Origin of the sequence: Pediococcus sp. (assembly GCF_003533255.1) — a bacterium.
GTDB lineage: Bacteria > Bacillota > Bacilli > Lactobacillales > Lactobacillaceae > Pediococcus > Pediococcus parvulus.
Genome location: NZ_DOEM01000028.1, coordinates 1 through 22,320 on the forward strand (window position 1 = coordinate 1; position 22,320 = coordinate 22,320).

The window sequence follows — 22,320 nt, forward strand, 5'->3', positions numbered from 1 at the left end:
GGTAGGACGTTGCCATGCGAATATTCCGGCATAGCTCAGTTGGTAGAGCCCCTGACTGTTAATCAGGTTGTCGACGGTTCGAGTCCGCCTGCCGGAGTTAATGATATGGAGAGTTGTCCGAGCTGGCCGAAGGAGCATGACTGGAAATCATGTAGACGGATTTATCCGTCTCAAGGGTTCGAATCCCTTACTCTCCGTTGTAATTAAGTATGACCCGTTGGTCAAGTGGTTTAAGACACTGCCCTTTCACGGCAGTAACATGGGTTCGAATCCCGTACGGGTCATTTATGGAGGGTTAGCTCAGTTGGGAGAGCGTCTGCCTTACAAGCAGAGGGTCACAGGTTCGAGCCCTGTACCCTCCATTGAAATTATGGTTCCATGGTCTAGTTGGTTTAGGACGCCTGCCTGTCACGCAGGAGATCACGAGTTCGAGTCTCGTTGGAACCGTTAAAATAAAATATTTTTATTTTATATCATTTGTTTATGGCGCAGTAGCTCAGTCGGTAGAGCAACGGATTGAAGCTCCGTGTGTCGGCAGTTCGATTCTGTCCTGCGCCATATATGGAAGGGTAGCGAAGTCTGGCTAAACGCGGCGGACTGTAAATCCGCTCCTTCGGGTTCGGTGGTTCGAATCCACTCCCTTCCATTTTAATGATAGGGATATAGTTTAATGGTAGAACTACGGTCTCCAAAACCGTCGATGTGGGTTCAACTCCTACTATCCCTGCCATTGATGGCGGTAGTGGCGAAGTGGTTAACGCACCGGATTGTGGCTCCGGCACGCGTGGGTTCGATTCCCACCTACCGCCCTAAGGATTTCATTTGTTATCCTTGAGGTTTTGTATAATTAACATAACCAGATTAGATGCCGCTGTGGCGGAATTGGCAGACGCGCTGGACTCAAAATCCAGTTCCCTTTACCGGGAGTGTGGGTTCGACCCCCACCGGCGGCATTATAATGCAAATTCTTAATTTGCAATTTGTAGTGAACAAGGCGCGATATATCAGCATTATTTGATGCCTTTAGGCAGAATGTTGGGTATTGCGTTTTTAGTTTGGTACGAGTTTATATGGCGGTATAGCCAAGTGGTAAGGCAGAGGTCTGCAAAACCTTCATCACCGGTTCAAATCCGGTTACCGCCTTCAAATTAGTGAGCATGAATAAAAGAGGAATTCAGCCTTTAAAGTTGAATTCCTCTTTTTGAATTGTAATTTTTTATTTTTTATTTAACTTTATAATTTTACGAATACTCATGATAATATCGGTAAAATCATAGGCTGCAAAAATTGTAATAATCCATCGATAACCATTCGATGAATCTGTTGTTAGCAAAAAATACATAAAGAATATGCCAAATAGGAGATCCAAAATCATATTAATCAGCATTGCTCGTGTAACCTTAATTTTCATAAAAAGACCTTTCTCAATTCATACGTTAACTCAATCATATCACAAAATAATTTTTTAATGCAGCTTCTCCTTGACAATTTACGTTTACAAATGTAATCTAATAAATGAAGATTACGTTTGTAAACGGGAGGAATTGAAATGACAGAGGAATTGCCGATTACCACTTCTGAGTGGGAAGTTATGCGTATCATCTGGACACTAGGTGAAGCTACTAGTACGGAAGTAATTCAATTATTAGTAAAGAAGCGTGATTGGAAGGAATCAACAGTTAAAACTTTGATTGGTCGCTTAATGCAAAAACAAATGTTAACTGCCAAAAAAGAGGGGCATTCAAACATTTATCAATGCACAATTTCTGAGCGGGTTGCAATGCAAAGAGAAGCCACGCGCCTGTTTCAAAATATGTGTGCAATGAAAAACGGCGAAGTGTTGGCACAACTTGTTAGTGAGATTCAGTTAAGTAAGACGGATATAGAAAAATTGCAAGCAGTGTTAGCGGATAAAATTAAAGATGCACCAGACGAGGTTGCATGTAACTGTCTGCCAAAGGAGGAAACTAGAGAATGAATCATTCAAAAATGAAAATGGAAATGAACAATGGTGAAATGGACATGGATATGGATCAAGATATGATGAATCATGGTGGTCATATGATGCATATGGGAAACTTAAAGCAAAAATTCTGGATATCTTTAATTTTGACAATTCCCATTATTCTAATGAGTCCAATGATGGGGATGAACTTGCCATTTCAATTTACGTTTAACGGATCTGATTGGATTGTTGCAATTTTAGCTACGGTACTGTTTTTCTATGGTGGGAAACCATTTTTTAGCGGCGCAAAAGGAGAATTACAAGCCCGTCAACCTGCCATGATGATGTTGATTGCGATGGGGATTTCAGTTTCTTATATTTATAGCATCTATGCGTTTGTTGCTAACGACATTCTTAAAATTCAACCCCAAAAAGAAAGCTTTTTCTGGGAACTATCAACGCTGATTGTGATTATGTTACTTGGACACTGGATTGAAATGAATGCAGTCATGCATGCTGGAAGTGCCGTTGATGCATTAGGAAAGCTCTTACCAGATGAGGCACATCTTGTATTAGATGGCAGAGTTCAAGAAATTAAGAGCTCTGAAATAAAGGAAACCCAAATCATACAAGTACGCGCCGGTGAAAAAATTCCGGCCGATGGAGTCTTAGTTTCGGGTGAATCTAGTGTAAACGAAGCTATGGTTACTGGTGAAGCTCAGCAAGTCACAAAAAAAGTTGGTAACAATGTGATTGGTGGTTCAATTAATGGGGATGGCACGTTTGAATTTAGAGTGACTGGAACAGGGAAAACGGGTTATTTAGCGCAGGTCCAAAAGCTAGTTTCAAATGCCCAAGAAAACAAATCAAAGGTTGAAAATATGGCTGATCGGGTGGCTGGATGGTTATTCTATGCTGCCTTGGCTATTGGTATTATTGCATTTATAACATGGACAACAATTAGTGGTCTTTCAATGGGACTTTCCATTGCAGTAACAGTGTTGATTATTGCTTGCCCACATGCTTTAGGTCTTGCTATTCCACTCGTAACTGCACGTAGTACCGCATTGGCGGCCAATCATGGTCTTCTAATTCGTAATCGTGATGCGATGGAGTCTATTAAAAAAATTAACTATGTTTTAATGGATAAAACAGGAACTTTGACGGAAGGACAATTCAAAGTTCATCATGTGGAAAGTTACCAATCAAATTTAAGTAATGATGAAGTTTTACGGCTAATGGCGGCATTGGAAGCAGATTCGAGTCATCCAATGGCTATTGGAATTTTAAACGAGGCTAAACATAAAAAAATTTCGTTACCAAGTGTCAAAAAAACAAGTCAAATTACAGGTGCTGGGTTAAAGGGAACAATTGATGGAAAAGAATATAAACTGGTTTCAGCAACTTATTTAACTGAGCAAAACATTGACTTTGACGAACAAGGGTTTGAAAAATGGGCTAAGGAAGGCAATTCGGTTGCTTACCTCACTCAAAATCGAGAAATAATCGGGATGATTGCTGAAGGAGATCAGATTAAGGCGACTGCCAAACGCGCAATTCAGGCGTTTAAGGACATGCAAATTCAACCGGTTATGTTGACTGGTGATAACGAACAAGTGGCTTCAGTGGTGGCTCACGAGCTTGGTATTTCAAACTATCGTGCTCAACTACATCCTGAAGATAAGCAAAAAATCATTACTGAATACCAGAAAAAGGGAAATTACGTTATGATGGTTGGCGATGGGGTCAACGATGCACCAAGTTTGGCCAAGGCTGATATTGGTATTGCAATTGGCTCTGGAACGGATGTTGCAATTGATTCAGCCGATATTATTCTAGTCAAAAGTGATCCAATGGATATTGTCAGTTTCATTAAACTAGCCAAGAATACACACAGTAAAATGATGCAAAATCTTTGGTGGGGGGCTGGATATAACCTGATCGCTATTCCATTAGCAGCAGGGGTCTTAGCTTCACTAGGATTTATGTTGGATCCAATGGTTGGGGCTGCAATCATGTCCATGAGTACAATTATCGTGGCAATTAATGCAATGACTTTAAAAGTTCAAAATTAAAAACTGCGTAAATTAAGGGATGAAAGTCCTGAAGTTTACGCAGTTTTTATTAAGATTCCAAACTATGAAGTTGATAGGCAGTGTAATTAGAGTCGTGATAATTATATGCACCACTATCACTGTATATTTTGAACGGTTCATAACTTTCAGAACGCCGCCAAATTGAGTAGTCAGAGTCCAATTGCCAAATAGTTAAAAGTACTCGCTCATTCGGCCTTTTTTGAGGTTGCAGGACAAATAAATCGTTTAGGCCCAGTGGTAAACGTTCAGGTGTTGCAAGTTGTGAAATTTTGGCATCCAAGACCTTAATTTCTTCTTTAGAAAGCGTCATAAAAGAAAAACGATAGAATCCATTCCAACTGAAATTACCGGTGTGAAATTTCACCTGATAAATTAACGGGTTGGCAAAAACAGAAGGATCGCCTGAAACATCTAGTAACTGTAAGTCATTGTGGATTGAAGTGCTGGAAAGTGTAATAAATTGTCGGTCCGGATTGTTTTTTTCAATTTGTTTTAAAACTGGCCAACTGCCAAATGTTGATGAAATTTTATCGACCATAGTAATCCCTCCAATATGTTTACGTCTTTATTATACCTTGTTCCACCCAAATTATGAAAAGGTTTTCTCTTTCAAACAGAATATGTTAGATTAGAGAGGAGGGTATCCCGGAATGGAATGCTAAGCTTAAGCGAAGGAGACTATGAAAATGAAATTAACAGTATTAGGTTATTATGGTGGTTTTCCATGGAATGGTGACGGAACTAGTGCTTACTTAGTGCAATCAAACGGTTTTAATTTACTTTTAGACTGTGGGAGTGGGGCTTTATTAACTTTGGAAAAAGTGTTAGATCCCTTGCAGTTAGACGCGGTTTTGCTCTCGCATTATCATCATGATCATACCGCAGATGTTGGTGTTTTACAGTACTTTTGGCAATTAAAAACGGGATCCAAAAAGGTTCCCATTTTGCCAATTTATGGACATACGCAAGATCCCTTAAATTTTGGTGCATTGACTTGGCCAGGGGCAACAATTGGAAAAAGTTACAGTGCAGATCAAGCTTTGAATATAGGTCCCTTTAAGATCACATTTTTACAAACCCATCATCCGGTGGCGGCGTTTGCAGTACGGATAGAAGAAGTTGCAACTCACAAAGTACTTGTCTTTACTTCTGACACCGCCTATTATCCAGAGTTAGCAGACTTTGCAGAAAAAGCCGATTTATTAATGACTGATACAAACTTTTATGCGGATAAAGAAGGTAAGAAGTGGCATATGACTTCAACTGAATCTGGTGAAGTTGCTAAGAATGCAAATGTGAAAAATCTTTTGTTAACCCATTTACCACAATCGGGTAATTTGGATAATTTGGTGACAGAGGCCAAAAGAAAAGCGGGAACAGATGTTCAAGTGATGCGTGCTTCAAAACTCTTTGAATACACGGTTTAGCACCACGAATTTAAAATTGGTATAGGTGATAAAAAGGCAGAAAATTATCATGATTTTAACATTTTATCATTATTAAATATTATTGAAATCAATTAGAAAATAATTAAGAAGAGTTCGTGAACAAATTAACTATATGCGTGTTTTTGCTATATTACTCTGACTAGTTGAACAAAAATAATCATTATGTCAATTAACAGTTTACAAAAAGTAAGAACTTTTTTGAAAAAACTATAGCTTTAATTTTAGAATCAGGTTATAATAGTCATTGTAAAGAAATTGAACTTGCTTAATATTTAGCACAATTTGGTTCGATTGCTAAGGAGGAAAAAATATGGTTACTTTATATACTTCACCAAGTTGCACATCTTGCAGAAAAGCGCGGGCTTGGTTAAAAGAAAACAACATTCCTTTTAAGGAACGTAATATTTTTTCCGAACCATTGACAATGGATGAGATTAAATCAATCCTGAGAATGACTGAAAATGGAACGGAAGAAATCATTTCAAAACGTTCTAAAGTATTTCAAAAACTTAATATTAATCTTGATGAATTACCATTACAAAAACTATTTGATTTAATTCAAAAAAATCCAGGTCTGCTTCGTCGACCAATTATTTTGGATGAAAAGCGGCTTCAGGTAGGCTATAACGAAGATGAAATTCGTCGTTTCTTACCTCGTGATGTTCGGGCTTATGAACTTCGTGAAGCACAACGTTTAGCGGATTTGTAAAATAAAAGACAGGTTAATTGCAAAAAGTTAGATTTGTGGGATAATATCCATGAATCTAATTTTTTATTGGGTTCTGTTGTGACGCACAACAGATAAATGTAACGAGAGGTTGGGGGTGCGAACGATGGAAATGGAACGAATAAATGATGATACGATTCGAGTCTTAATCGGTAACGATGATTTGACTGAACGTGGAATTACGGTCCTTGATTTATTAGGAAGTCACAAACAAATAGAAGATTTTTTCTATAGTATTTTACAAGAGGTAGATACGGATCATCAATTTCAAGAAAATGATGCCGTTACTTTCCAAGTATTACCTAACCGAAATGGATTAGAGCTCTTTATCAGTAAAAACGCTGATATGAAGGGGAATTCAAAAGTAAGTTCTGATAATAATACGTTTAATATAAGTAATGAAGATGATGTTTCAGAGTTCTTAAAGCATCAGTTGATTCAGCATGATAGTGATGATAACAGAAAACAAGCACAGACTAAGGATTCTAGTCCGGCTGATTTGGACCCATATCTGAATGACCCAGATACACATACGCAAGAGTTTGTTTTGAAGTTACCAAGTTTTGAAAGTATGCCGGAAATTGCGCGCGTGCTCCGTTTGGATAGTGCGGCATCTAATTTATTTAAATATAAAGGTGATTACTATTTGGATCTAATTTTCTTTGTCGATGAATCAAGTCCGGAAACCGTAAAGAACGAGTTAGCAATTGCCTATGAATATGCTGATGCTTCAGATGTTACTGCTGATGTTTTGCATGAACATGGTCAAGAGATAATGAGTCAAAGCGCTTTGGAATTGACCAGACACTATTTCAAATAATCAAATAGAATGATGCTAACTTAAAAGTTGGTGTCATTTTTTTTATTTTGAAGGAAAATTAGGCCTTTTTTGACGTATCTTCTTTTTAGAGGGGGATGCTGATGTTTGTTGCAAACGATCAAGATAAAAGTGTTTTGGCAGCCGATGCCCATCATAAAATAACGTATACTTGTCCAGGATGTGGTCAATCTGTCATTTTAAGACAAGGACAAATGCGGCTTTCTCACTTTGCTCATCATGCAGGTGCCGATTGTCATCTATTTAGTGAAGGGGAGACAAAGGCTCATTTAGCCGGGAAAACACGAATCTTTAATTGGTGCCGTCAAAATCACCTAGCAGTTAAGCTAGAGGCTTATTTACCAAGACTAAAACAACGACCTGATATTTTGGTCTACTGGCACCATCACTGGACTGCAATCGAGTTTCAATGCAGTCCAATTTCGTTTGAAAAGTTAGTAGAACGAACACAAGGCTATCGATCACATGGATACAAGGTTTGGTGGATCCTAGGGCCAACCTATTTAGCACACAAATTGACGTTAGAAAAAGTTTCAAAATTTGCGTATTTTCAAAAAAGCCTTTCGTTATTTGTTTCGTTCTACGATCCGCAAAATGATCAATTTTTGATTCGCCATCATCTTACTCAAGATTTATTTGGAAAACTAAAATGGCAAGATTATGTTTTTAATCCCTCTAAAAAAGCATTTACTGAGTTATTCCATCAAGGTGGAAAGCAGAAACCAAATTTTAAACAAGATAGCTACCGTGAAGCAGTTCTTTTACAACATCAGTTGTTGGGGAGATATTCAGATGCACGGTTAAAACGAGTTCAGTTTATTTGTTATACACATCATTTGAATTTAGCAGGTTGCCCTTGGATCGTTCATGATCAAAATTTTATATTACCAACTGGGAAAAAGATTCCATTGGAAGTGAAAATTGAATTCTTATTAAAACTTCAGCTCTGGCAAAAACAGTTTGTTTCGTATTCTTTGTTAGCAACCTGGTATCGGGAGGTGACTGAAGGGAATCCATTCCAACTTGCTAATGTGACGCGGCCGCAACTCAATATTGAATTAAACTTCCAACAATTTTTGCAAAACTTACTTTCCGACCACGTTTTAAAAACGGTTCAAAAACAATATCAAATTATGGTGCTGCCACGCTGGTACACTGACATTACTCAAAAACTTCGTCATTTTCCGGATTAATGTGCTAAAGTAGGTTTAATTTAAACTAGGAGGAAATTTGAATGGCAGAGATAAAACAGTTACCGAAACGTAGTGATGTGCCAGTTGAGTTAACGTGGGATTTAACCACAATTTTTAAGGACGATCGAGCCGTGAAAACGGCAATGACACAATTGAAAGTAGGGGTACAAGCTGTACTAACCCAACAAGGAAAGCTACAAGATAGTGCCCAAAATTTACTAAAAGTGATTCAAGACGAACTAAATGTTCAAAACCAATTGGAACATTTATTTGTTTATGCAGAGTTAAAAAATGATCAAGATACTGGGGACAACACAAATCAGGGCTTAAAAGACCAAATCACGGGACTAGTAGCAAAAGTTTCTGCTCAATTAGCTTGGATTGAACCTGAAATTTTGGCAATTCCAAATCAAAAACTGACTGAGTTTCAAAATAATGAATCAGAGTTAAAACCATATGAATATTTCTTAGCTGTTTTGCGGTTAAAGAAGGATCATGTGTTATCCGCAAAAGAAGAAGCCATATTAGCAGGTGCGAGTTCCATTTTTGGTTCCTCTGAAAAAGTGTTTGGAATTTTGGATAATTCGGATTTGAAATTTCCATTTGTGAAAAATTCGGCTGGTCAAACGGTACAGCTTTCACAAGGGATGTATTCAACTTTGCTTCAATCAACAAACCAAGTAGTTCGAAAGCAAGCTTTTGAGCAGTTATACGCTGTCTATGAGCAATTTAGAAATACATTTGCCGCAACCTTATCAGGTGAAGTTAAGGTGCATAATTTTAATGCACAAATTCGCGGTTTTAAAGATGCCCGGCAGGCTGCCATGAGTGAAAATGCCATCCCAGACGCCGTGTATACTAACCTAGTCACTGAAGTGAATTCACATCTAGATTTGTTGCATCGGTATGTTGGTTTGAGAAAGAAAATTCTTAATTTAAAAGAAATGCATATGTACGATCTGTATACGCCGATTACTGGGAAATCGCCATTAAGCTACACTTATCAAAAGGCCCAAACTGAAGCTAAAGAAGCTTTGCAGATCATGGGTGATGATTATGTGAGTCATGTTGATGAAGCCTTCAAAAATCGCTGGATTGATGTAGTTGAAAATCAAGGAAAGCGCAGCGGGGCATATTCTTCAGGTGTCTATGGTACAAATCCGTTCATGTTGTTAAATTGGCAAGATGATTTAGACAATTTGTTTACTTTGGTTCATGAAATGGGTCATAGTATGCATACGTATTACACTACCCACAATCAGCCTTATCAATATGGCGATTATGCAATTTTTGTGGCTGAGATAGCCTCCACTACAAACGAGAACATTTTGACATCATATTTATTGGATAAGTATGATGATCCACAAATTAAACTCTATGTTTTGAACCATTATTTAGATGACTTCAAGGGGACTGTTTATCGTCAGACTCAATTTGCTGAGTTTGAACAATTTATTCATGAAGCGGATGCAAAGGGAGAGCCATTAACGGCCGAAATGATGTCAAATTACTATGGTGATCTAAATCATCGTTATTATGGGGATGCAGTGATTAACGATGATCAAATTAAATCTGAATGGACACGAATCCCGCATTTTTATTATAATTTTTATGTTTATCAGTATGCAACAGGGTTTGCAGCGGCTTCCTCACTGGCAAACGGGATCACAACACATCAGGCTCATGCGCGGGAAAATTATTTAAACTATTTAAAATCTGGTAGTTCTGATTTTCCACTGAATGTTATGAAAAAAGCTGGCGTAGATATGACTCGAAAGGCCTATTTAGAAGACGCCTTTGCGGTTTTTGAGAAGCGTTTAAACGAGTTTGAAAGTTTGTTATAAAAATAAAGAGTTTTCCAACAATAGCGATTTTATAGCCGTAATTGTTGGAAGACTCTTTATTTAATAAGTACCTGATATAAGTTATAGAACATGGGGAAATGCGATGGATGCATGGGAAAAACTAATGGAATCCGCCAGGGGACATTCGGTATCTTGACAAATTTGTTGTAGGATACTGTCATTGAAGTCCTCAACCAAAATCCCACAATCATCACCATCGTCATTGAAAATAACGGCGGAAGGAGAAACTAAAACATTCATTTCTGAAGCCGTTTGTTGATCAGCTTTGAAAGAATCCTGTGCTAATTGTGAACGCCGGTCGGCTTCAAACATCTCCATGTCAAGGTTGGCAATTTGACCAATTTTTGTACCCAAATTTTTAGAGTAGCAAATATTTTTTGTGGTGATTTCTTTTTGAATTAATTTTAAGAAATTACGTCCATGACGCTTACATTGGAATAAAGCTGCCTTATAATCAAGGATTACATGATACATATCCTCGGATAATTCGTTGTAAGACTGATAACTTGTGTTAGCTTCACTGTGAAGATAGTTTTGCACAATTTGCATATTTAACATGGGAATAATCTGGAAACTAACCTTTTGATCCACGTTATGAACAAAGTCCATCATAACTTTTTCAGATTGCATACACTGTTCACCCCATGGTGTCACGAACAAATAGACGTCAAGCATTGAGTTTTCCTCCATCAAAACTAATTTCAGTTTTTAATTTTTTGTTTAAGTATTTATAAAAGACAACAATATAAACTTTACCAAATTTTGAAAAAATATCAAACAAATTGTTTTCAGTAATCTAAATTCAGCTGTATCTTAGCGCATTTTAACTGGAAAGGTAAAGAAATCTGCCCTTAATAATAGATTAGAAATGAAGAACAGCGTTTGAGCAGATTAACAATGACTTTTATGCTAAAATTAATAGTAGTGTTTTAAAAAGTGAGGCAAGATACGTGATTGATAATTGGGAACAGTTCTTATTACCATATAAACAAACCGTTGATGAACTGAAAATTAAATTACGCGGTATTCGCAAACAATTCCAAAATGATGACCAACAAAGTCCCATTGAATTTGTAACAGGACGTGTTAAGCCAGTTTCTAGTATTAAAGAAAAAATGGTGCGCCGTCAGGTTAGAGAAGATCGATTAGAACAGGATATGCAGGATATTGCCGGTGTTCGTGTCATGTGTCAATTTGTGGAAGATATCTATCAAGTGGTGGATTTACTTCGAAAAAGGACTGACATGACCATTATTGAAGAACGCGATTATATCAATAACGAAAAACCAAGTGGTTATCGCTCATACCATATTGTGGTGGAATATCCAGTTCAATTGATTTCTGGGGAAAAGAAAATTTTAGCAGAAATTCAAATCAGAACTTTAGCCATGAATTTTTGGGCAACAATTGAACATTCTTTGAATTATAAATATCAAGGAGAGTTTCCCAAGGAATTGAGTGATCGTTTACAAAGAGCATCAGAAGCAGCATTTTCGTTAGACGAAGAAATGTCTGAAATTAGAGAAGAGATTCAGGAAGCACAGAAACTATTCTCTCGTGAACGTTCAGACCATAATATGTATGGATCACATAAGGACTGATAAAAATGAAAGTAGCTGTTTATAGTAAACAAGCAAATAATGCACAAGATGTAGCAGATAAACTAATTGAAAAATTAAAAAAAAACCATATTCCTATTGATCGTGAACGACCAGATATTGTGGTTACTGTAGGCGGTGACGGGACGTTGTTATCCGCATTTCAGTACTATCAAACTCAGTTGGAAAATGTTCGCTTTATTGGTGTTCATACTGGGCATTTAGGCTTTTATACTGATTGGCGTGACTACGAGCTTGATGACCTAATTTCGGCGATTAAAGCTGATAACGGGGAATGTGTGGGTTATCCAATCCTAGATATTGATGTCACTATGGTTGGTGAAACAATACCAATTCGTTATCATGCGGTCAATGAGTCTACAATCAAAAAAGTTTCGTCAACGCTAGTAGCAGATGTTTACTTTAAAGATCGTTTTTTTGAACGCTTTCGAGGTGACGGCCTTTGTATTTCAACACCAACTGGATCAACGGCCTATAATAGGTCAGTGGGCGGTGCAGTTGTTCATCCGCAACTAGAAGTGCTTCAAATGGCTGAAATTGCATCCATCAATAATCGCGTTTTTAGAACTTTAGGCGCTTCTATTATTTTAGCACCTGACGAATGGATTACATTACGTCCGGCACATGGTGGGGACTTTAACTTCACAGCTGATCAAGTTAATATATTTGATGCACCAATTGAACAAATCAAATACCGAATTGGAGAACAAAAAATTAATTTTGCCAAATACCGGCATACTGATTTTTGGGGTCGCGTTCGAAACGCATTTATTGGAGATGGCAATGAAGTTTAATTGGCAAGTAAACGTAGAAAGTCCGGAGAAGATCCGAACTTTTTTATATCAAAAAGGCATTTCACGGACTTTGTTAAAAGGAATTAAATTTCATGGCGGCAGTATCGAACTGAATCATAAACCAGCCCGAGTGATTGAAAAGGTTGACAATGGAGATTTGCTCACTTTATTCCTTCCTCCAGAGATTTCAAATGAGCATGTCTCAATTTCAAATGAGCCGATTGAGATTTGCTATGAGGATGATCATTTTTTGGTGGTTAATAAACCAGCGTATCTGGCGACGGTGCCTTCGCATCTATATGCCAACGACACTTTGGTAAATCGTGTAAAAGGTTATTATAAACGACAAAAGTATGAAAACTTGGTTACTCATGTAGTGACACGGCTTGATCGAGATACTTCTGGATTGGTCATTTTTGCAAAACATCATTTTGCACATTCTGTGTTAGATAAAGAACTCAAAAAGCATCAAATTAAAAAAATTTATATTGCGATTGTACAGGGCCACATGCAGCAAACACATGGCCTCATTGATTTACCAATTGCACGTGAAGAAGGGTCGTTTATTCGTCGGCAGGTTGCTATGTTAGGAACGGGGCGCCGTTCGGTAACTGAATATTGGGTAACCAAATCATTGAGAGATGCGACACTGCTTCGTGTTAGGTTACATACTGGTAGAACGCATCAGATTAGGGTTCACTTTTCTGCCCTGCATCACCCTTTGGTGGGGGATGTTTTGTATGGTGGAAGTTGTAGTGGTTATATGCAACGTCAGGCGCTCCATTGTGCCTCAGTTTCATTTTTCAATCCCTTTTTAAATCGGCAAATTACAGTTTCAGCACCATTGCCAAGGGACGTAGTCGCCTATTTGGAACAAGAATCTCGTAGACAATAGTGTCGAGGAGGACGAATTATGACGGAAGAACTCGAACAAATTAAAGTGGCTTTAGAGGCTACCTTAAATAAACGGAGTCGAAAAAAGTTTCGTAGACTATTTTTGAGTTTACATGGCTACGAACAAAGTCAAGTTTTTGCCGAATTTGATGTCATGCAAAGAAAGTTAATTTATACGTTTTTAACACCTGAAGAATTGGCAAATGTTTTTGATGATACTGAAGAAGATCCCGTTGAAGCTAGTAAGTATTTGGCAGAAATGCCTTTACCTTACGTTGCACGTTTATTGGGCGAAATGTATACCGATAATGTGGTTGATATTTTAGCCGAAATGAGCCCAATTCAACGACGTAAATACTTAAATTTGCTACGTGGTGATGAGGCAAAACAGGTTCGTGATTTGATTCATTATGAAGATGAAACTGCGGGATCATTGATGACGACTGAGTACATTGCCGTTACTGATCAGCAAACAATCGGTAGCGCAATGCAACAAGTTAAACAGGAGGCTCAGGATGCTGAGCTGATTACTTATATTTATGTGATTGATGATCAAGGAATTCTAGTGGGGGTTCTCTCGGTTCGTGATTTAATAACTCATCAAGACGATGAAAAAATTGCTGATATTATGATCACGCGTGTTTTGGCGGTTGATGTTAACGAGGGCCAAGAGACCATTGCTGAGCAAGTTCGTGATTATAACTTTGTAGCGATACCAGTTGTCAATGCGGCCGAAAAAATGGTCGGAATTATTACGGTTGATGATATTATTGATGTTATTGATGAAGAATCTGCCGAAGACTATTCTCGTCTAGCTGGTGTGGATACCGAGAGTATCTCCCATAATCCGTTCCAGACCGCATTAAAACGATTACCATGGCTAATCACACTTTTGTTTTTGGGGATGTTGACTGCAACTTTAATCAATCACTTTGAAGGACTGTTATCGGAAGTGAGCGTTTTGGCAATCTTCATTTCGTTAATTACTGGAACGGCAGGAAATGCAGGTACTCAAAGTTTAGCGGTCGCTGTGCGCCGGTTAGCAACTAATAACCATTTGAAAATTTGGCGGCTAATTCTAAATGAAGTTGCAACTGGTATTATCATTGGTGTGATCACAGGCATTTGCGTTTGGATAATGGTTGGTCTTTGGAAACAGAATCTTTTGTTGGGTGGCGTTGTTGGAGCTGCAATGGCAAGCGCAATTTTTGTTGCCAATCTAGCAGGAAGTTTGATTCCAATTGGGATGGAAAAGCTGGGTGTGGATCCAGCTGTCGCAAGTGGACCATTTATTTCGACTCTTAGTGATTTGACCAGTGTATTAATTTACTTCAATATTGCACAATATTTTTTGAAAATGTTTGTTAACTAAAAAAATGTGGACAGTTCATCGATTTCTCAATGGATTGTCCACATTTTTTTAGTTCGCTTAATTTTAAAGAACGCCAACGATGCGTGTACCATGAGCTTCATTAACGCTTAATTCTTGTGTGACATCTCTTACATTTTGTGCTGTAATTCCGCCACCAGGAAGAATAATTAAGCGGCCATTAGCTTGCTTGATTGTTTGTTTTAAATTTGTATAGTTATCAGTAATTGCCGTGTCTAATGCTCCACCGTGGGTTAAAATTCGATCAATTCCGGCATCTGCAAGCCAATCAATGGCCGCTGATTGCTTATCCGCTGGGATCGCATCAAAAGCCATATGAAAGGTAATCTGCATGCCACCTGCTGCCGCAATTAACATTTCTAAGGCATCGGTGTCTAGGCTGCCGTCTTTGTCTAAAGCACCAAAAACAACACCGTCAACACCTAATTCTTGAGCCTGAAACACATCAGCTTCCATAATTTTGAGTTCTGTGTCTGTATAAATAAAGTTACCGCCGCGGGGACGAATCATGGCCATTACGGGTACATGGTGTTCACTGGCATACTTTTGAGTTTCTGCCATAACGCCCTTGCTGACGGTCGTTCCACCAACTGCTAAGTTGTCGCATAGTTCTAATCGGTTGGCGCCAGATCGAATTGCAGATGGCACTTTGGTGAAATTTTCTAAAGCAACTTCTTTAATGATCATTGTTAAACTCCTTGAATTGGTTTTAGTTAAATAAAACGCAAACGCCTTCTGGAACCGCAACATCTTTTTCTAATAGACTAAGTTTTCCAGTTTCTTTTGATCGTGAAAAGAGGGTTGCATTGTCAGTATTTTGGTTGACACAAACCACAAAGCTTTCACTTGGGTCTAAAGAAAAATCGCGTGGAAAACTACCTTCGACCGAAATGTTTTGAATTAAGGAAAGGGAACCATCAGAACTAATTTTGAAAACAGCTAACGAGTCATAACCACGATTTGAAACATAGACAAAATGGTCATCAGAACTAATTTTAATAGCTGCAGCACCGTTATGAGCGTCCCAGGTTGCTGGAATGGTACTGATTGTTTGAACGTGACTGAATTTACCTGTTTGTTGATCGTAGTCTAAGACTTCCACTGCACTGCCAAGTTCACCAGCTAAATAGGCTTTTGAACCATGATGAGCGAAGACAATGTGCCGAGGGCCAAATCCCGCCTTTGTTTTGTAACGAGCAATTTCTGATAGCTTACCATCATCAGAAACATCATAAGTATAAACTTCATCAGTTCCCAAATCACAAACGACTAAACGATTATCCGGAGTTAAGTCGCTAAAATGGACATGAGCGCCATCAGCTTGTTCAGGTTTAGGACCTTTACCGGTATGAGTGACCACATCAGTTTGCTGCAAAGTGCCATCCGCTTGGATCTTGTAAACGGTTATAGTAGCCAAATGGTAATTGGAACTGTATACAAGTTGACGTTTCTCATCAACCGACACGTATGCAGGAGAATTTCCTGGGGTAACCGCATGTTGCACAACTTCAGCAGGTTCATGGTTAAGATCAATAGCTGCCAAACCACCATCTGTTTGTTTTTGATCAACTGTGTAAAGAAAATTACGATTAGATTTTGCGACGTAGGTTGGGTTACCAAGTTTGGCAACAAGTTGCAAATCTTTAAGTGATTTAGATTCTGTATCGAGGGTCATTTTATAGACACCTTGACTTGATTTTTTTGTATATGTTCCGATGAAAAATGATTTTTTCAAAATAAAGGCCTCCTTATATGCTCTAATACAAAATTATAGCACATTTTGAAAAATGACTGCGTGCGCTTCCATTTTCTTTATATCACGATTGGGACTATGCTACAATGTAAGCAACAATTGATTATGAGGAGAGGGTAAATATGATTACGTCTGAAGTTATTGAAATTGGACCTAATGCGATTGTGGAAAACGATCCGTTAGTCATTTTATTTGGACCAGAGGCGACAAGCAATTTGAAGGATGTGGCTGTGATTCAAAAATTTGCAAAACAGCCTTTAGAGCTCAATTTAAGACGAGGATCACAAATTAAGATTCGTGATCATACTTACAAAGTTACTTTTTGTGGGAAGTTGGTTAATGCTAATCTTCAAGGGGTTGGGCATGCCACCCTTTGTTTTGAACCTGTACCTGATACACCATTAGAAAGTGCCATATATTTGTCACCGGAAAAGTTCCCAGGATTTTCCGTAGGTGACAAAATAACCTATATCTCTTAAGGATCGCGTGGTGATTTTCTTGAAAACAACGAAAGATAATTGGCGTACTTGGTTTACCAAATTAGTTTTAAATAATCGAATTGTGGTTAATCTCATGATTATTTTACTGTTGCTGTTGATTATCCAGGTTTTTTCTAAAGTGACTTGGTTCTTCCAACCGATAAGTGATTTTGCTGATATTGTGGGATTACCAATTGTTTTAGCTGGGGTGCTGTTTTATTTATTTAATCCACTAATTGATTGGGTGGAAAAAAAGTTTCGTATTAATCGTGTCTGGACGATTAGTGGGTTGTTTGTGGTTATCATTTTACTTCTAGTCTGGGGAGTTGTGGCGTTAATTCCGGTGGTTCGCAATCAGGCAACGGACTTTCTAAAAAATTGGCCGGACTATTGGAATCATTTGGTTAATCAGTTAGAAACTTGGTTGAATGATCCACGAATGGGACAATTTCAAAAAGAATTTGATCAATTAACTAAGTCCACTACCAGTTCGTTTTCTAAATGGGCCAGTTCGATTGCTAATCACACTTTTACGTCAGTTAGTGGTGTAATTAGTTCGGTTACAAAAATTATCGTTGGGTTAATTACAATGCCGTTTATTTTATTTTATTTATTGAAAGACGGTCATCGATTACCCAAATATTTAGCACATTTTCTGCCCATCCAAAAGAGGAAAGGATTTATCGAGCTTCTTGATGAGATTAATGGAAAATTGAGTGGTTATATCCGTGGTCAGCTAATTGTGGCGTTTTGTGTTGCAGTCATGTTTTTCGTGGGATACGCGATCATTGGACTAAAATTTGCGCTAACGCTAGGAATTGCTGCAGGAGTCTTGAATTTGATTCCGTACCTGGGATCCTTCCTTGCAATGGTTCCCTCAATTGTATTGGCAGCATTTATTTCTCCATGGATGTTAGTTAAAGTCTTGATTGTGTTTGCCATTGAACAAACAATTGAGGGGCGGTTGATTTCACCGTTGATTTTGGGTACCAACTTGGCTATTCATCCAGTCACTATCTTAATCGTTTTACTAGCTTCTGGACGAATGTTTGGGGTTTTAGGAGTCATTTTTGGAATTCCCGTCTATGCAGTGGGTAAAGTTGTTTTAACGCATTTGTTTCGCTGGTATAAACGTCAAAATGGTGGATATGAAGAAAAGACTTAATTTGTAGACTTAAACGGGTTTGACCAAAAACTTGTTTAAGTCTTTTTATTCGGATCGGACCTCGGTCACGAGGCGTGGTATATTTAAGGGGCAGATTTTAACCAGAACATGAATTTGAGAGGAAATCGTTTTGAAAAAAAGAGAAAAAGGATTGCAATTTATCGAACAGCATCTGGATTTGTTTCAGTGTCCCGTGTGTCAATGCGGATATGAACGGGTAGAATCTGGAAGTATTATTTGTCCAAATGGCCATAGCATTGATGTTTCAAAAAAAGGTACTTTATATTTTCTTAATCATGCCGTAACCAGTGAATATGATTCCGAAATGTTGGCGTCTCGACGGCGCATTTTAACTGCTGGTTTATTTGATCCAATTTGCGAGGAATTTTCTCGGTATATGGGAGAAAATGAAATGATTTTGGACATTGGTTCTGGGGAGGGAACGCCATTAAAAAGAACCTTGTCCTTACTTAAAAATGCAACAGCAATTGGTTTTGATATTTCAACTGCGGGAATTAATTTAGCCACCCAACTGAATAGTGAGGCGTTTTTCTGTATTGCTGATTTGGCAAACTTACCGTTTAATCGTGCGCAATTTACGACGATTCTGGATCTTTTTTCACCCTCTGCCTATTCTGAATTTCACCGCGTGTTAAGACCTGGTGGTCAAGTTTTGAAAATTGTGCCAAATGCCAATTATTTAGGTGAGTTGCGCCAGTTGTTGTATGATAAATCTAGTCAACATGCAGTTTATCAAAATGATCAGGTTGTTGACTTATTTGAAAAGCACTTTCCTAATGCGCAAAGCAAACGGCTCACTTATACTTTTGAATTTGACGCGGATTTACTTTCTGATTTGATTCAAATGACACCTTTACATTGGGGTGCTACTCCAGAAACAATTAAAAAGGCCAAAAATTCAAAACTCGATCATATTACAGTGGATGTGACATTACTAAAGGGAGTCACAGCCTAAGTTAAAGGGATTTGTGAGTTTGCATTATCCATTTGTTGGTGTTAATATTTACTTAAGAAATCGGTTGCTGTTTGACATCGAGAGATCGTTGGCAAGCCGCAAGTTGTACTTCATTTAACGTAGAAGCTCGCCGTGCCTACACCGAGTGTCTACGCTTTTTTTGTTGTTTAGAGAAATTCATAGCTGTATGATAGCTTTTGAGTAGCTAATAATTAATGAGAGTGAGATAAAAATGACAAATCATATTGTGCTTTTTGAACCATTAATGCCTTCAAACACTGGTAACATTGCCAGAACCTGTGCAGGGACAGATTCTGTGCTTCACTTAATAAAACCGCTTGGCTTTTCAGTAGATGATAAGCATCTGAAACGCGCAGGATTAGATTATTGGAAAGATGTTGATCTGGTATACCATGAAAATCTTCCAGAATTTATTGAATCAGTACCAGATTTAAATAATTTATATTTGGTTTCTAAATTTGCAGATCATGATTATACCGATGTTGATTATTCCGATAGTCAACAAGATCATTATTTCTTGTTTGGCAAAGAAACGACAGGACTACCTGAACCTTTTATGCGTAAGTATCCAGAAAAAGCCATTAGAATTCCGCAAGATGATGACCATATCCGTGCTTTAAACTTGTCCAATAGTGTTGCCATCGTGATCTATGAAGCATTGCGACAACAGTCGTTTCCAAATTTACAACGGGTTCACCAGTATGAAAATGATAAACTCAAATAAAACGTTGAGTTAGCCTTAAAATTTACTAGAAAGGAGGATCACTAGTGGCTGCAAAGAAAAAATCAACGAATCGTCGAAAAAGAAGACGATCAAGCAAAAAAAAGTGGCAAAATTTTTTTGAGTCTAAATATTTTTTAGGCGGTGTCTTTGTTTTACTATCTTTAATTGGCTATTTCTCTCTGGGTTATGTGGGCATTTTGGTTACCAATATTTTTCGGTTATTTGTGGGAGATACTTTTCAATTTTTAATTGTGGTATTTGGACTCTATGGACTTATCCTATTATTTACCGGCAAAGAACCGAAATTGAAGGGACACGTTCATTATTTGACGGGTCTTGGCCTGGCCTATCTGGGAGTAATTCTGATTATGACAACTCGTTTCTTTGAACAAACTAATCAGCATAATCACTTCATTGTGACGACATGGCATGCTTTAGAGGACGCATTTAAATACGCTTCAATTGGTGAACCGGTTGGTGGTGGAATCATAGGTAGCGTCCTGTATACCATAACTGATTTTTGTTTTTCCGAAATTGGTAGTTTGTTTCTAGGCGGTCTCTTAGTGATACTGGGTGTTGCAATTTTCTTCGGTATTCCAATGGATAAAGTGTTGCAAACAATTGCTGTGGCAGTAAAGAAATCAGTAGTTACTCTTAAAGCTGGTTTAATGCATGGTGGGGAAGCTATTCAAAGTTGGTGGAACCATCGAGAAAAAAGATCAAAACAAGTTAGTGACACCCCTAAATCATTACCAAAGGCTCACGGAACGGGCAATACGATGACTGGTAAAGAGTTAATGGCAGAACAAACACCTGTTGTTAAGGAAATCAAACAACCGGATATTCGCATTGCGTCTGAGCATGAACAACCAAGGGCTAAAAAAGAACCTGTGTCGGAAGTTAAGGACGAAACAGCTTTTCAAAATACTGAGGAATTAGCTAATCCCAATTATAAATTGCCCAGTCCAGAACTTTTGACAACAATTCCTAAGACCGATCAAAGTCAGGAATATAAAACGATTCAAAAAAATACAAAGATTTTGCAACAAACCTTAACCAGTTTTGGAGTGAAGGCTACGGTTAAAAGTGTTAGTTTGGGTCCTTCGGTTACTGAATATGAGTTACACCCAGATATTGGTGTTAAGGTGAGCAAGATTGTCGGGTTGGCGGATGATATTGCATTGGCACTAGCAGCTAAAGACATTCGAATTGAGGCACCAATTCCAGGTAAATCACTAATTGGAATCGAAGTTCCTAATACAGAGATTTCAACGGTTTCTTTCAGGGATATTATTGAATCTCAACCGGCGCACCCGGACGCAATCCTGCAAGTGCCAATTGGTCGTGATGTCTCCGGAAATTTAGTTTTGGCGGATTTGGTTCGTATGCAGCATTTGTTAATTGCTGGAGCAACTGGTAGTGGTAAATCAGTCATGATTAATGTGATCATTACAAGTCTTTTGATGAATGCTCGACCAGATCAAGTGAAATTTATTTTGATTGATCCTAAAAAAGTGGAGTTGGGAATTTATAAGGATATTCCACATTTATTGACACCCGTTGTGACAGATCCGAAAAAAGCAGCACGAGCCTTGCATAAGGTGGTGGCCGAAATGCAGCATCGTTATGATCTGTTTGCCGAGAGTGGCCAAAAGAATATTAAGACTTATAATCAATATATTTCCGAAGAAAATAAAAAAGATGGAAAAAATCGGCCACATTTGCCATACATTGTGGTTGTGGTTGACGAATTAGCAGATTTGATGATGGTGGCACAAAATGCGGTAGAAGATGCCATCATTCGATTAGCACAACTTGCACGAGCGGCAGGAATCCATATGATTATTGCGACTCAGAGGCCATCAGTTGATGTTGTGACTGGACTGATTAAGGCAAATGTTCCATCTAGAATTGCATTTGCTGTTGCGAGTGGCACAGATTCTCGGACGATTATTGATTCAAATGGCGCTGAAAAGCTGCTGGGGCGTGGCGATATGCTTTATTATCCAATGGGAAAGAGCAAGCCTGAGCGGGTCCAAGGTGCATTTGTGTCGGATAAAGATGTGAAGGCCGTTGTTGAATTTGTGAAAAAACAGCAGAAGTTTTCGTATGATGATGCGTTGATTGTGACAGACGAGGAAGCCAGGATGGATGAGCAGTCAACAAGTAATGAAAAGGACGAGTTGTACGATGAGGCAGTTGCTTTGGTGACGGAAATGCAAAAGGCAAGTACCTCGATGTTGCAGCGGAGGTTTAGAATTGGTTATAACCGAGCGGCAAGAATTATAGATCAGCTAGAGGCAAATGGTGTCATTGGTCCGCAGGATGGTAGCAAGCCACGGCAGGTGTTTAATAAAAAAGAGTGAGCGAGATAAAACGATAAGCCACAAAAT

20 protein-coding genes and 11 tRNA genes are annotated in these 22,320 nt (G+C 38.3%); 27 read left to right on the forward strand and 4 right to left on the reverse strand.

Features of this window, described 5'->3' with window-relative positions:
* The first annotated feature begins 24 nt into the window (after positions 1-24).
* The 13 genes from DD627_RS06870 to DD627_RS06930 all read left to right on the forward strand — a co-directional run bounded on the left by DD627_RS06870 (position 25) and on the right by DD627_RS06930 (position 4,020).
* Positions 25-97, forward strand: a tRNA-Asn gene (locus tag DD627_RS06870).
* A gap of 10 nt (positions 98-107) precedes the next feature.
* A tRNA-Ser gene (locus DD627_RS06875) sits at positions 108-197 on the forward strand.
* 14 nt (positions 198-211) lie between these two features.
* Positions 212-284, forward strand: a tRNA-Glu gene (locus tag DD627_RS06880).
* A 5-nt stretch (positions 285-289) separates the two neighbouring features.
* Positions 290-362: transfer RNA gene (locus tag DD627_RS06885), tRNA-Val, on the forward strand.
* A gap of 10 nt (positions 363-372) precedes the next feature.
* Positions 373-447: transfer RNA gene (locus DD627_RS06890), tRNA-Asp, on the forward strand.
* Between the two features lie 38 nt (positions 448-485).
* A tRNA-Phe gene (locus DD627_RS06895) sits at positions 486-558 on the forward strand.
* A 5-nt stretch (positions 559-563) separates the two neighbouring features.
* Positions 564-646: transfer RNA gene (locus DD627_RS06900), tRNA-Tyr, on the forward strand.
* Positions 647-656: 10 nt separating this feature from the next.
* Positions 657-730, forward strand: a tRNA-Trp gene (locus tag DD627_RS06905).
* Positions 731-736: 6 nt separating this feature from the next.
* Positions 737-809, forward strand: a tRNA-His gene (locus tag DD627_RS06910).
* Between the two features lie 58 nt (positions 810-867).
* Positions 868-953: transfer RNA gene (locus tag DD627_RS06915), tRNA-Leu, on the forward strand.
* A gap of 119 nt (positions 954-1,072) precedes the next feature.
* Positions 1,073-1,143: transfer RNA gene (locus DD627_RS06920), tRNA-Cys, on the forward strand.
* A gap of 406 nt (positions 1,144-1,549) precedes the next feature.
* Complete coding sequence (locus DD627_RS06925) at positions 1,550-1,978, forward strand: CopY/TcrY family copper transport repressor (RefSeq protein WP_260274561.1); 429 nt, start codon at positions 1,550-1,552, stop codon at positions 1,976-1,978.
* A complete protein-coding gene (locus DD627_RS06930) occupies positions 1,975-4,020 on the forward strand; it encodes a heavy metal translocating P-type ATPase (RefSeq protein ID WP_286984606.1) in 2,046 nt (681 codons plus the stop codon). Before DD627_RS06925 ends, DD627_RS06930 begins: the two co-directional genes overlap by 4 nt.
* Positions 4,021-4,069: 49 nt before the next feature.
* On the opposite strand, the gene DD627_RS06935 is transcribed toward DD627_RS06930, so the two are convergent.
* Positions 4,070-4,579: a monooxygenase gene (locus DD627_RS06935; RefSeq protein ID WP_260274560.1), complete on the reverse strand. Its 510-nt coding sequence runs from the start codon at positions 4,577-4,579 to the stop codon at positions 4,070-4,072.
* A gap of 148 nt (positions 4,580-4,727) precedes the next feature.
* Here DD627_RS06935 and DD627_RS06940 point away from each other — a divergent pair, with 148 nt between their 5' ends.
* From DD627_RS06940 to pepF, 5 genes are all read left to right on the forward strand, one after another.
* Positions 4,728-5,468 (forward strand): MBL fold metallo-hydrolase, encoded by a 741-nt coding sequence (locus DD627_RS06940; protein WP_260274559.1) that lies wholly within the window; start codon positions 4,728-4,730, stop codon positions 5,466-5,468.
* A gap of 331 nt (positions 5,469-5,799) precedes the next feature.
* Entirely contained in the window at positions 5,800-6,198 is a 399-nt protein-coding gene (spxA, locus tag DD627_RS06945; RefSeq protein WP_057784613.1) for a transcriptional regulator SpxA, read from the forward strand.
* Between the two features lie 124 nt (positions 6,199-6,322).
* Positions 6,323-7,036 carry an adaptor protein MecA gene (locus DD627_RS06950; RefSeq protein WP_057784614.1) on the forward strand — a complete coding sequence of 238 codons (714 nt, stop codon included), beginning with the start codon at positions 6,323-6,325 and terminating at the stop codon, positions 7,034-7,036.
* A 101-nt stretch (positions 7,037-7,137) separates the two neighbouring features.
* Positions 7,138-8,247 (forward strand): competence protein CoiA, encoded by a 1,110-nt coding sequence (locus DD627_RS06955; RefSeq protein WP_260274558.1) that lies wholly within the window; start codon positions 7,138-7,140, stop codon positions 8,245-8,247.
* 41 nt (positions 8,248-8,288) lie between these two features.
* Positions 8,289-10,091: an oligoendopeptidase F gene (gene pepF / locus DD627_RS06960; protein ID WP_260274557.1), complete on the forward strand. Its 1,803-nt coding sequence runs from the start codon at positions 8,289-8,291 to the stop codon at positions 10,089-10,091.
* An 81-nt stretch (positions 10,092-10,172) separates the two neighbouring features.
* Here the strand turns inward: pepF and DD627_RS06965 are convergent, their stop codons facing one another.
* On the reverse strand, positions 10,173-10,787 hold the full coding sequence (locus DD627_RS06965; RefSeq protein WP_057784617.1) for a DsbA family protein: 615 nt from the start codon (positions 10,785-10,787) through the stop codon (positions 10,173-10,175).
* 275 nt (positions 10,788-11,062) lie between these two features.
* Between DD627_RS06965 and yjbM the strand changes: the two genes are divergently transcribed.
* Genes yjbM through mgtE form a run of 4 tightly spaced genes read left to right on the forward strand, consistent with a single transcriptional unit; the run spans position 11,063 to position 14,791 of the window.
* Positions 11,063-11,713, forward strand: a complete 651-nt coding sequence (yjbM, locus tag DD627_RS06970; protein WP_057784618.1) for a GTP diphosphokinase — start codon at positions 11,063-11,065, stop codon at positions 11,711-11,713.
* A 5-nt stretch (positions 11,714-11,718) separates the two neighbouring features.
* Positions 11,719-12,525: an NAD kinase gene (locus DD627_RS06975; RefSeq protein WP_057784619.1), complete on the forward strand. Its 807-nt coding sequence runs from the start codon at positions 11,719-11,721 to the stop codon at positions 12,523-12,525.
* A complete protein-coding gene (locus tag DD627_RS06980; RefSeq protein WP_260274556.1) occupies positions 12,515-13,420 on the forward strand; it encodes an RluA family pseudouridine synthase in 906 nt (301 codons plus the stop codon). The genes DD627_RS06975 and DD627_RS06980 overlap by 11 nt, the downstream gene beginning before the upstream one ends.
* 18 nt (positions 13,421-13,438) lie before the next feature.
* On the forward strand, positions 13,439-14,791 hold the full coding sequence (gene mgtE / locus DD627_RS06985) for a magnesium transporter (protein WP_260274555.1): 1,353 nt from the start codon (positions 13,439-13,441) through the stop codon (positions 14,789-14,791).
* A gap of 63 nt (positions 14,792-14,854) precedes the next feature.
* On the opposite strand, the gene DD627_RS06990 is transcribed toward mgtE, so the two are convergent.
* Both DD627_RS06990 and DD627_RS06995 read right to left on the reverse strand, forming a co-directional pair.
* On the reverse strand, positions 14,855-15,496 hold the full coding sequence (locus DD627_RS06990; RefSeq protein ID WP_057784622.1) for a copper homeostasis protein CutC: 642 nt from the start codon (positions 15,494-15,496) through the stop codon (positions 14,855-14,857).
* Positions 15,497-15,518: 22 nt separating this feature from the next.
* On the reverse strand, positions 15,519-16,544 hold the full coding sequence (locus DD627_RS06995; protein ID WP_057784623.1) for a lactonase family protein: 1,026 nt from the start codon (positions 16,542-16,544) through the stop codon (positions 15,519-15,521).
* Between the two features lie 140 nt (positions 16,545-16,684).
* On the opposite strand from DD627_RS06995, the gene DD627_RS07000 reads away from it, so the two are divergent.
* From DD627_RS07000 to DD627_RS07020, 5 genes are all read left to right on the forward strand, one after another.
* A complete protein-coding gene (locus tag DD627_RS07000; protein ID WP_057784624.1) occupies positions 16,685-17,041 on the forward strand; it encodes a PTS glucitol/sorbitol transporter subunit IIA in 357 nt (118 codons plus the stop codon).
* Between the two features lie 94 nt (positions 17,042-17,135).
* Positions 17,136-18,206 carry an AI-2E family transporter gene (locus tag DD627_RS07005; protein ID WP_147206766.1) on the forward strand — a complete coding sequence of 357 codons (1,071 nt, stop codon included), beginning with the start codon at positions 17,136-17,138 and terminating at the stop codon, positions 18,204-18,206.
* Positions 18,207-18,336: 130 nt separating this feature from the next.
* A complete protein-coding gene (locus DD627_RS07010) occupies positions 18,337-19,182 on the forward strand; it encodes a methyltransferase domain-containing protein (RefSeq protein WP_057784626.1) in 846 nt (281 codons plus the stop codon).
* A gap of 232 nt (positions 19,183-19,414) precedes the next feature.
* Positions 19,415-19,927, forward strand: coding sequence for a tRNA (cytidine(34)-2'-O)-methyltransferase (locus tag DD627_RS07015; protein ID WP_068805442.1), 513 nt, complete (start codon positions 19,415-19,417; stop codon positions 19,925-19,927).
* Positions 19,928-19,971: 44 nt separating this feature from the next.
* Entirely contained in the window at positions 19,972-22,293 is a 2,322-nt protein-coding gene (locus DD627_RS07020; RefSeq protein ID WP_260274554.1) for a DNA translocase FtsK, read from the forward strand.
* Positions 22,294-22,320: the final 27 nt, after the last annotated feature.

Excerpts from the sequence above, each read along its gene's own strand:
- DD627_RS06925 (WP_260274561.1), top strand. The coding sequence starts at position 1,550 with ATGACAGAGGAATTGCCGATTACCACTTCTGAGTGGGAAGTTATGCGT.
- DD627_RS06930 (WP_286984606.1), top strand. The coding sequence starts at position 1,975 with ATGAATCATTCAAAAATGAAAATGGAAATGAACAATGGTGAAATGGAC.
- DD627_RS06935 (WP_260274560.1), bottom strand. The coding sequence starts at position 4,579 with ATGGTCGATAAAATTTCATCAACATTTGGCAGTTGGCCAGTTTTAAAA.
- DD627_RS06940 (WP_260274559.1), top strand. The coding sequence starts at position 4,728 with ATGAAATTAACAGTATTAGGTTATTATGGTGGTTTTCCATGGAATGGT.
- spxA (WP_057784613.1), top strand. The coding sequence starts at position 5,800 with ATGGTTACTTTATATACTTCACCAAGTTGCACATCTTGCAGAAAAGCG.
- DD627_RS06950 (WP_057784614.1), top strand. The coding sequence starts at position 6,323 with ATGGAAATGGAACGAATAAATGATGATACGATTCGAGTCTTAATCGGT.
- DD627_RS06955 (WP_260274558.1), top strand. The coding sequence starts at position 7,138 with ATGTTTGTTGCAAACGATCAAGATAAAAGTGTTTTGGCAGCCGATGCC.
- pepF (WP_260274557.1), top strand. The coding sequence starts at position 8,289 with ATGGCAGAGATAAAACAGTTACCGAAACGTAGTGATGTGCCAGTTGAG.
- DD627_RS06965 (WP_057784617.1), bottom strand. The coding sequence starts at position 10,787 with ATGCTTGACGTCTATTTGTTCGTGACACCATGGGGTGAACAGTGTATG.
- DD627_RS06975 (WP_057784619.1), top strand. The coding sequence starts at position 11,719 with ATGAAAGTAGCTGTTTATAGTAAACAAGCAAATAATGCACAAGATGTA.
- DD627_RS06980 (WP_260274556.1), top strand. The coding sequence starts at position 12,515 with ATGAAGTTTAATTGGCAAGTAAACGTAGAAAGTCCGGAGAAGATCCGA.
- mgtE (WP_260274555.1), top strand. The coding sequence starts at position 13,439 with ATGACGGAAGAACTCGAACAAATTAAAGTGGCTTTAGAGGCTACCTTA.
- DD627_RS06990 (WP_057784622.1), bottom strand. The coding sequence starts at position 15,496 with ATGATCATTAAAGAAGTTGCTTTAGAAAATTTCACCAAAGTGCCATCT.
- DD627_RS07000 (WP_057784624.1), top strand. The coding sequence starts at position 16,685 with ATGATTACGTCTGAAGTTATTGAAATTGGACCTAATGCGATTGTGGAA.
- DD627_RS07005 (WP_147206766.1), top strand. The coding sequence starts at position 17,136 with ATGATTATTTTACTGTTGCTGTTGATTATCCAGGTTTTTTCTAAAGTG.
- DD627_RS07015 (WP_068805442.1), top strand. The coding sequence starts at position 19,415 with ATGACAAATCATATTGTGCTTTTTGAACCATTAATGCCTTCAAACACT.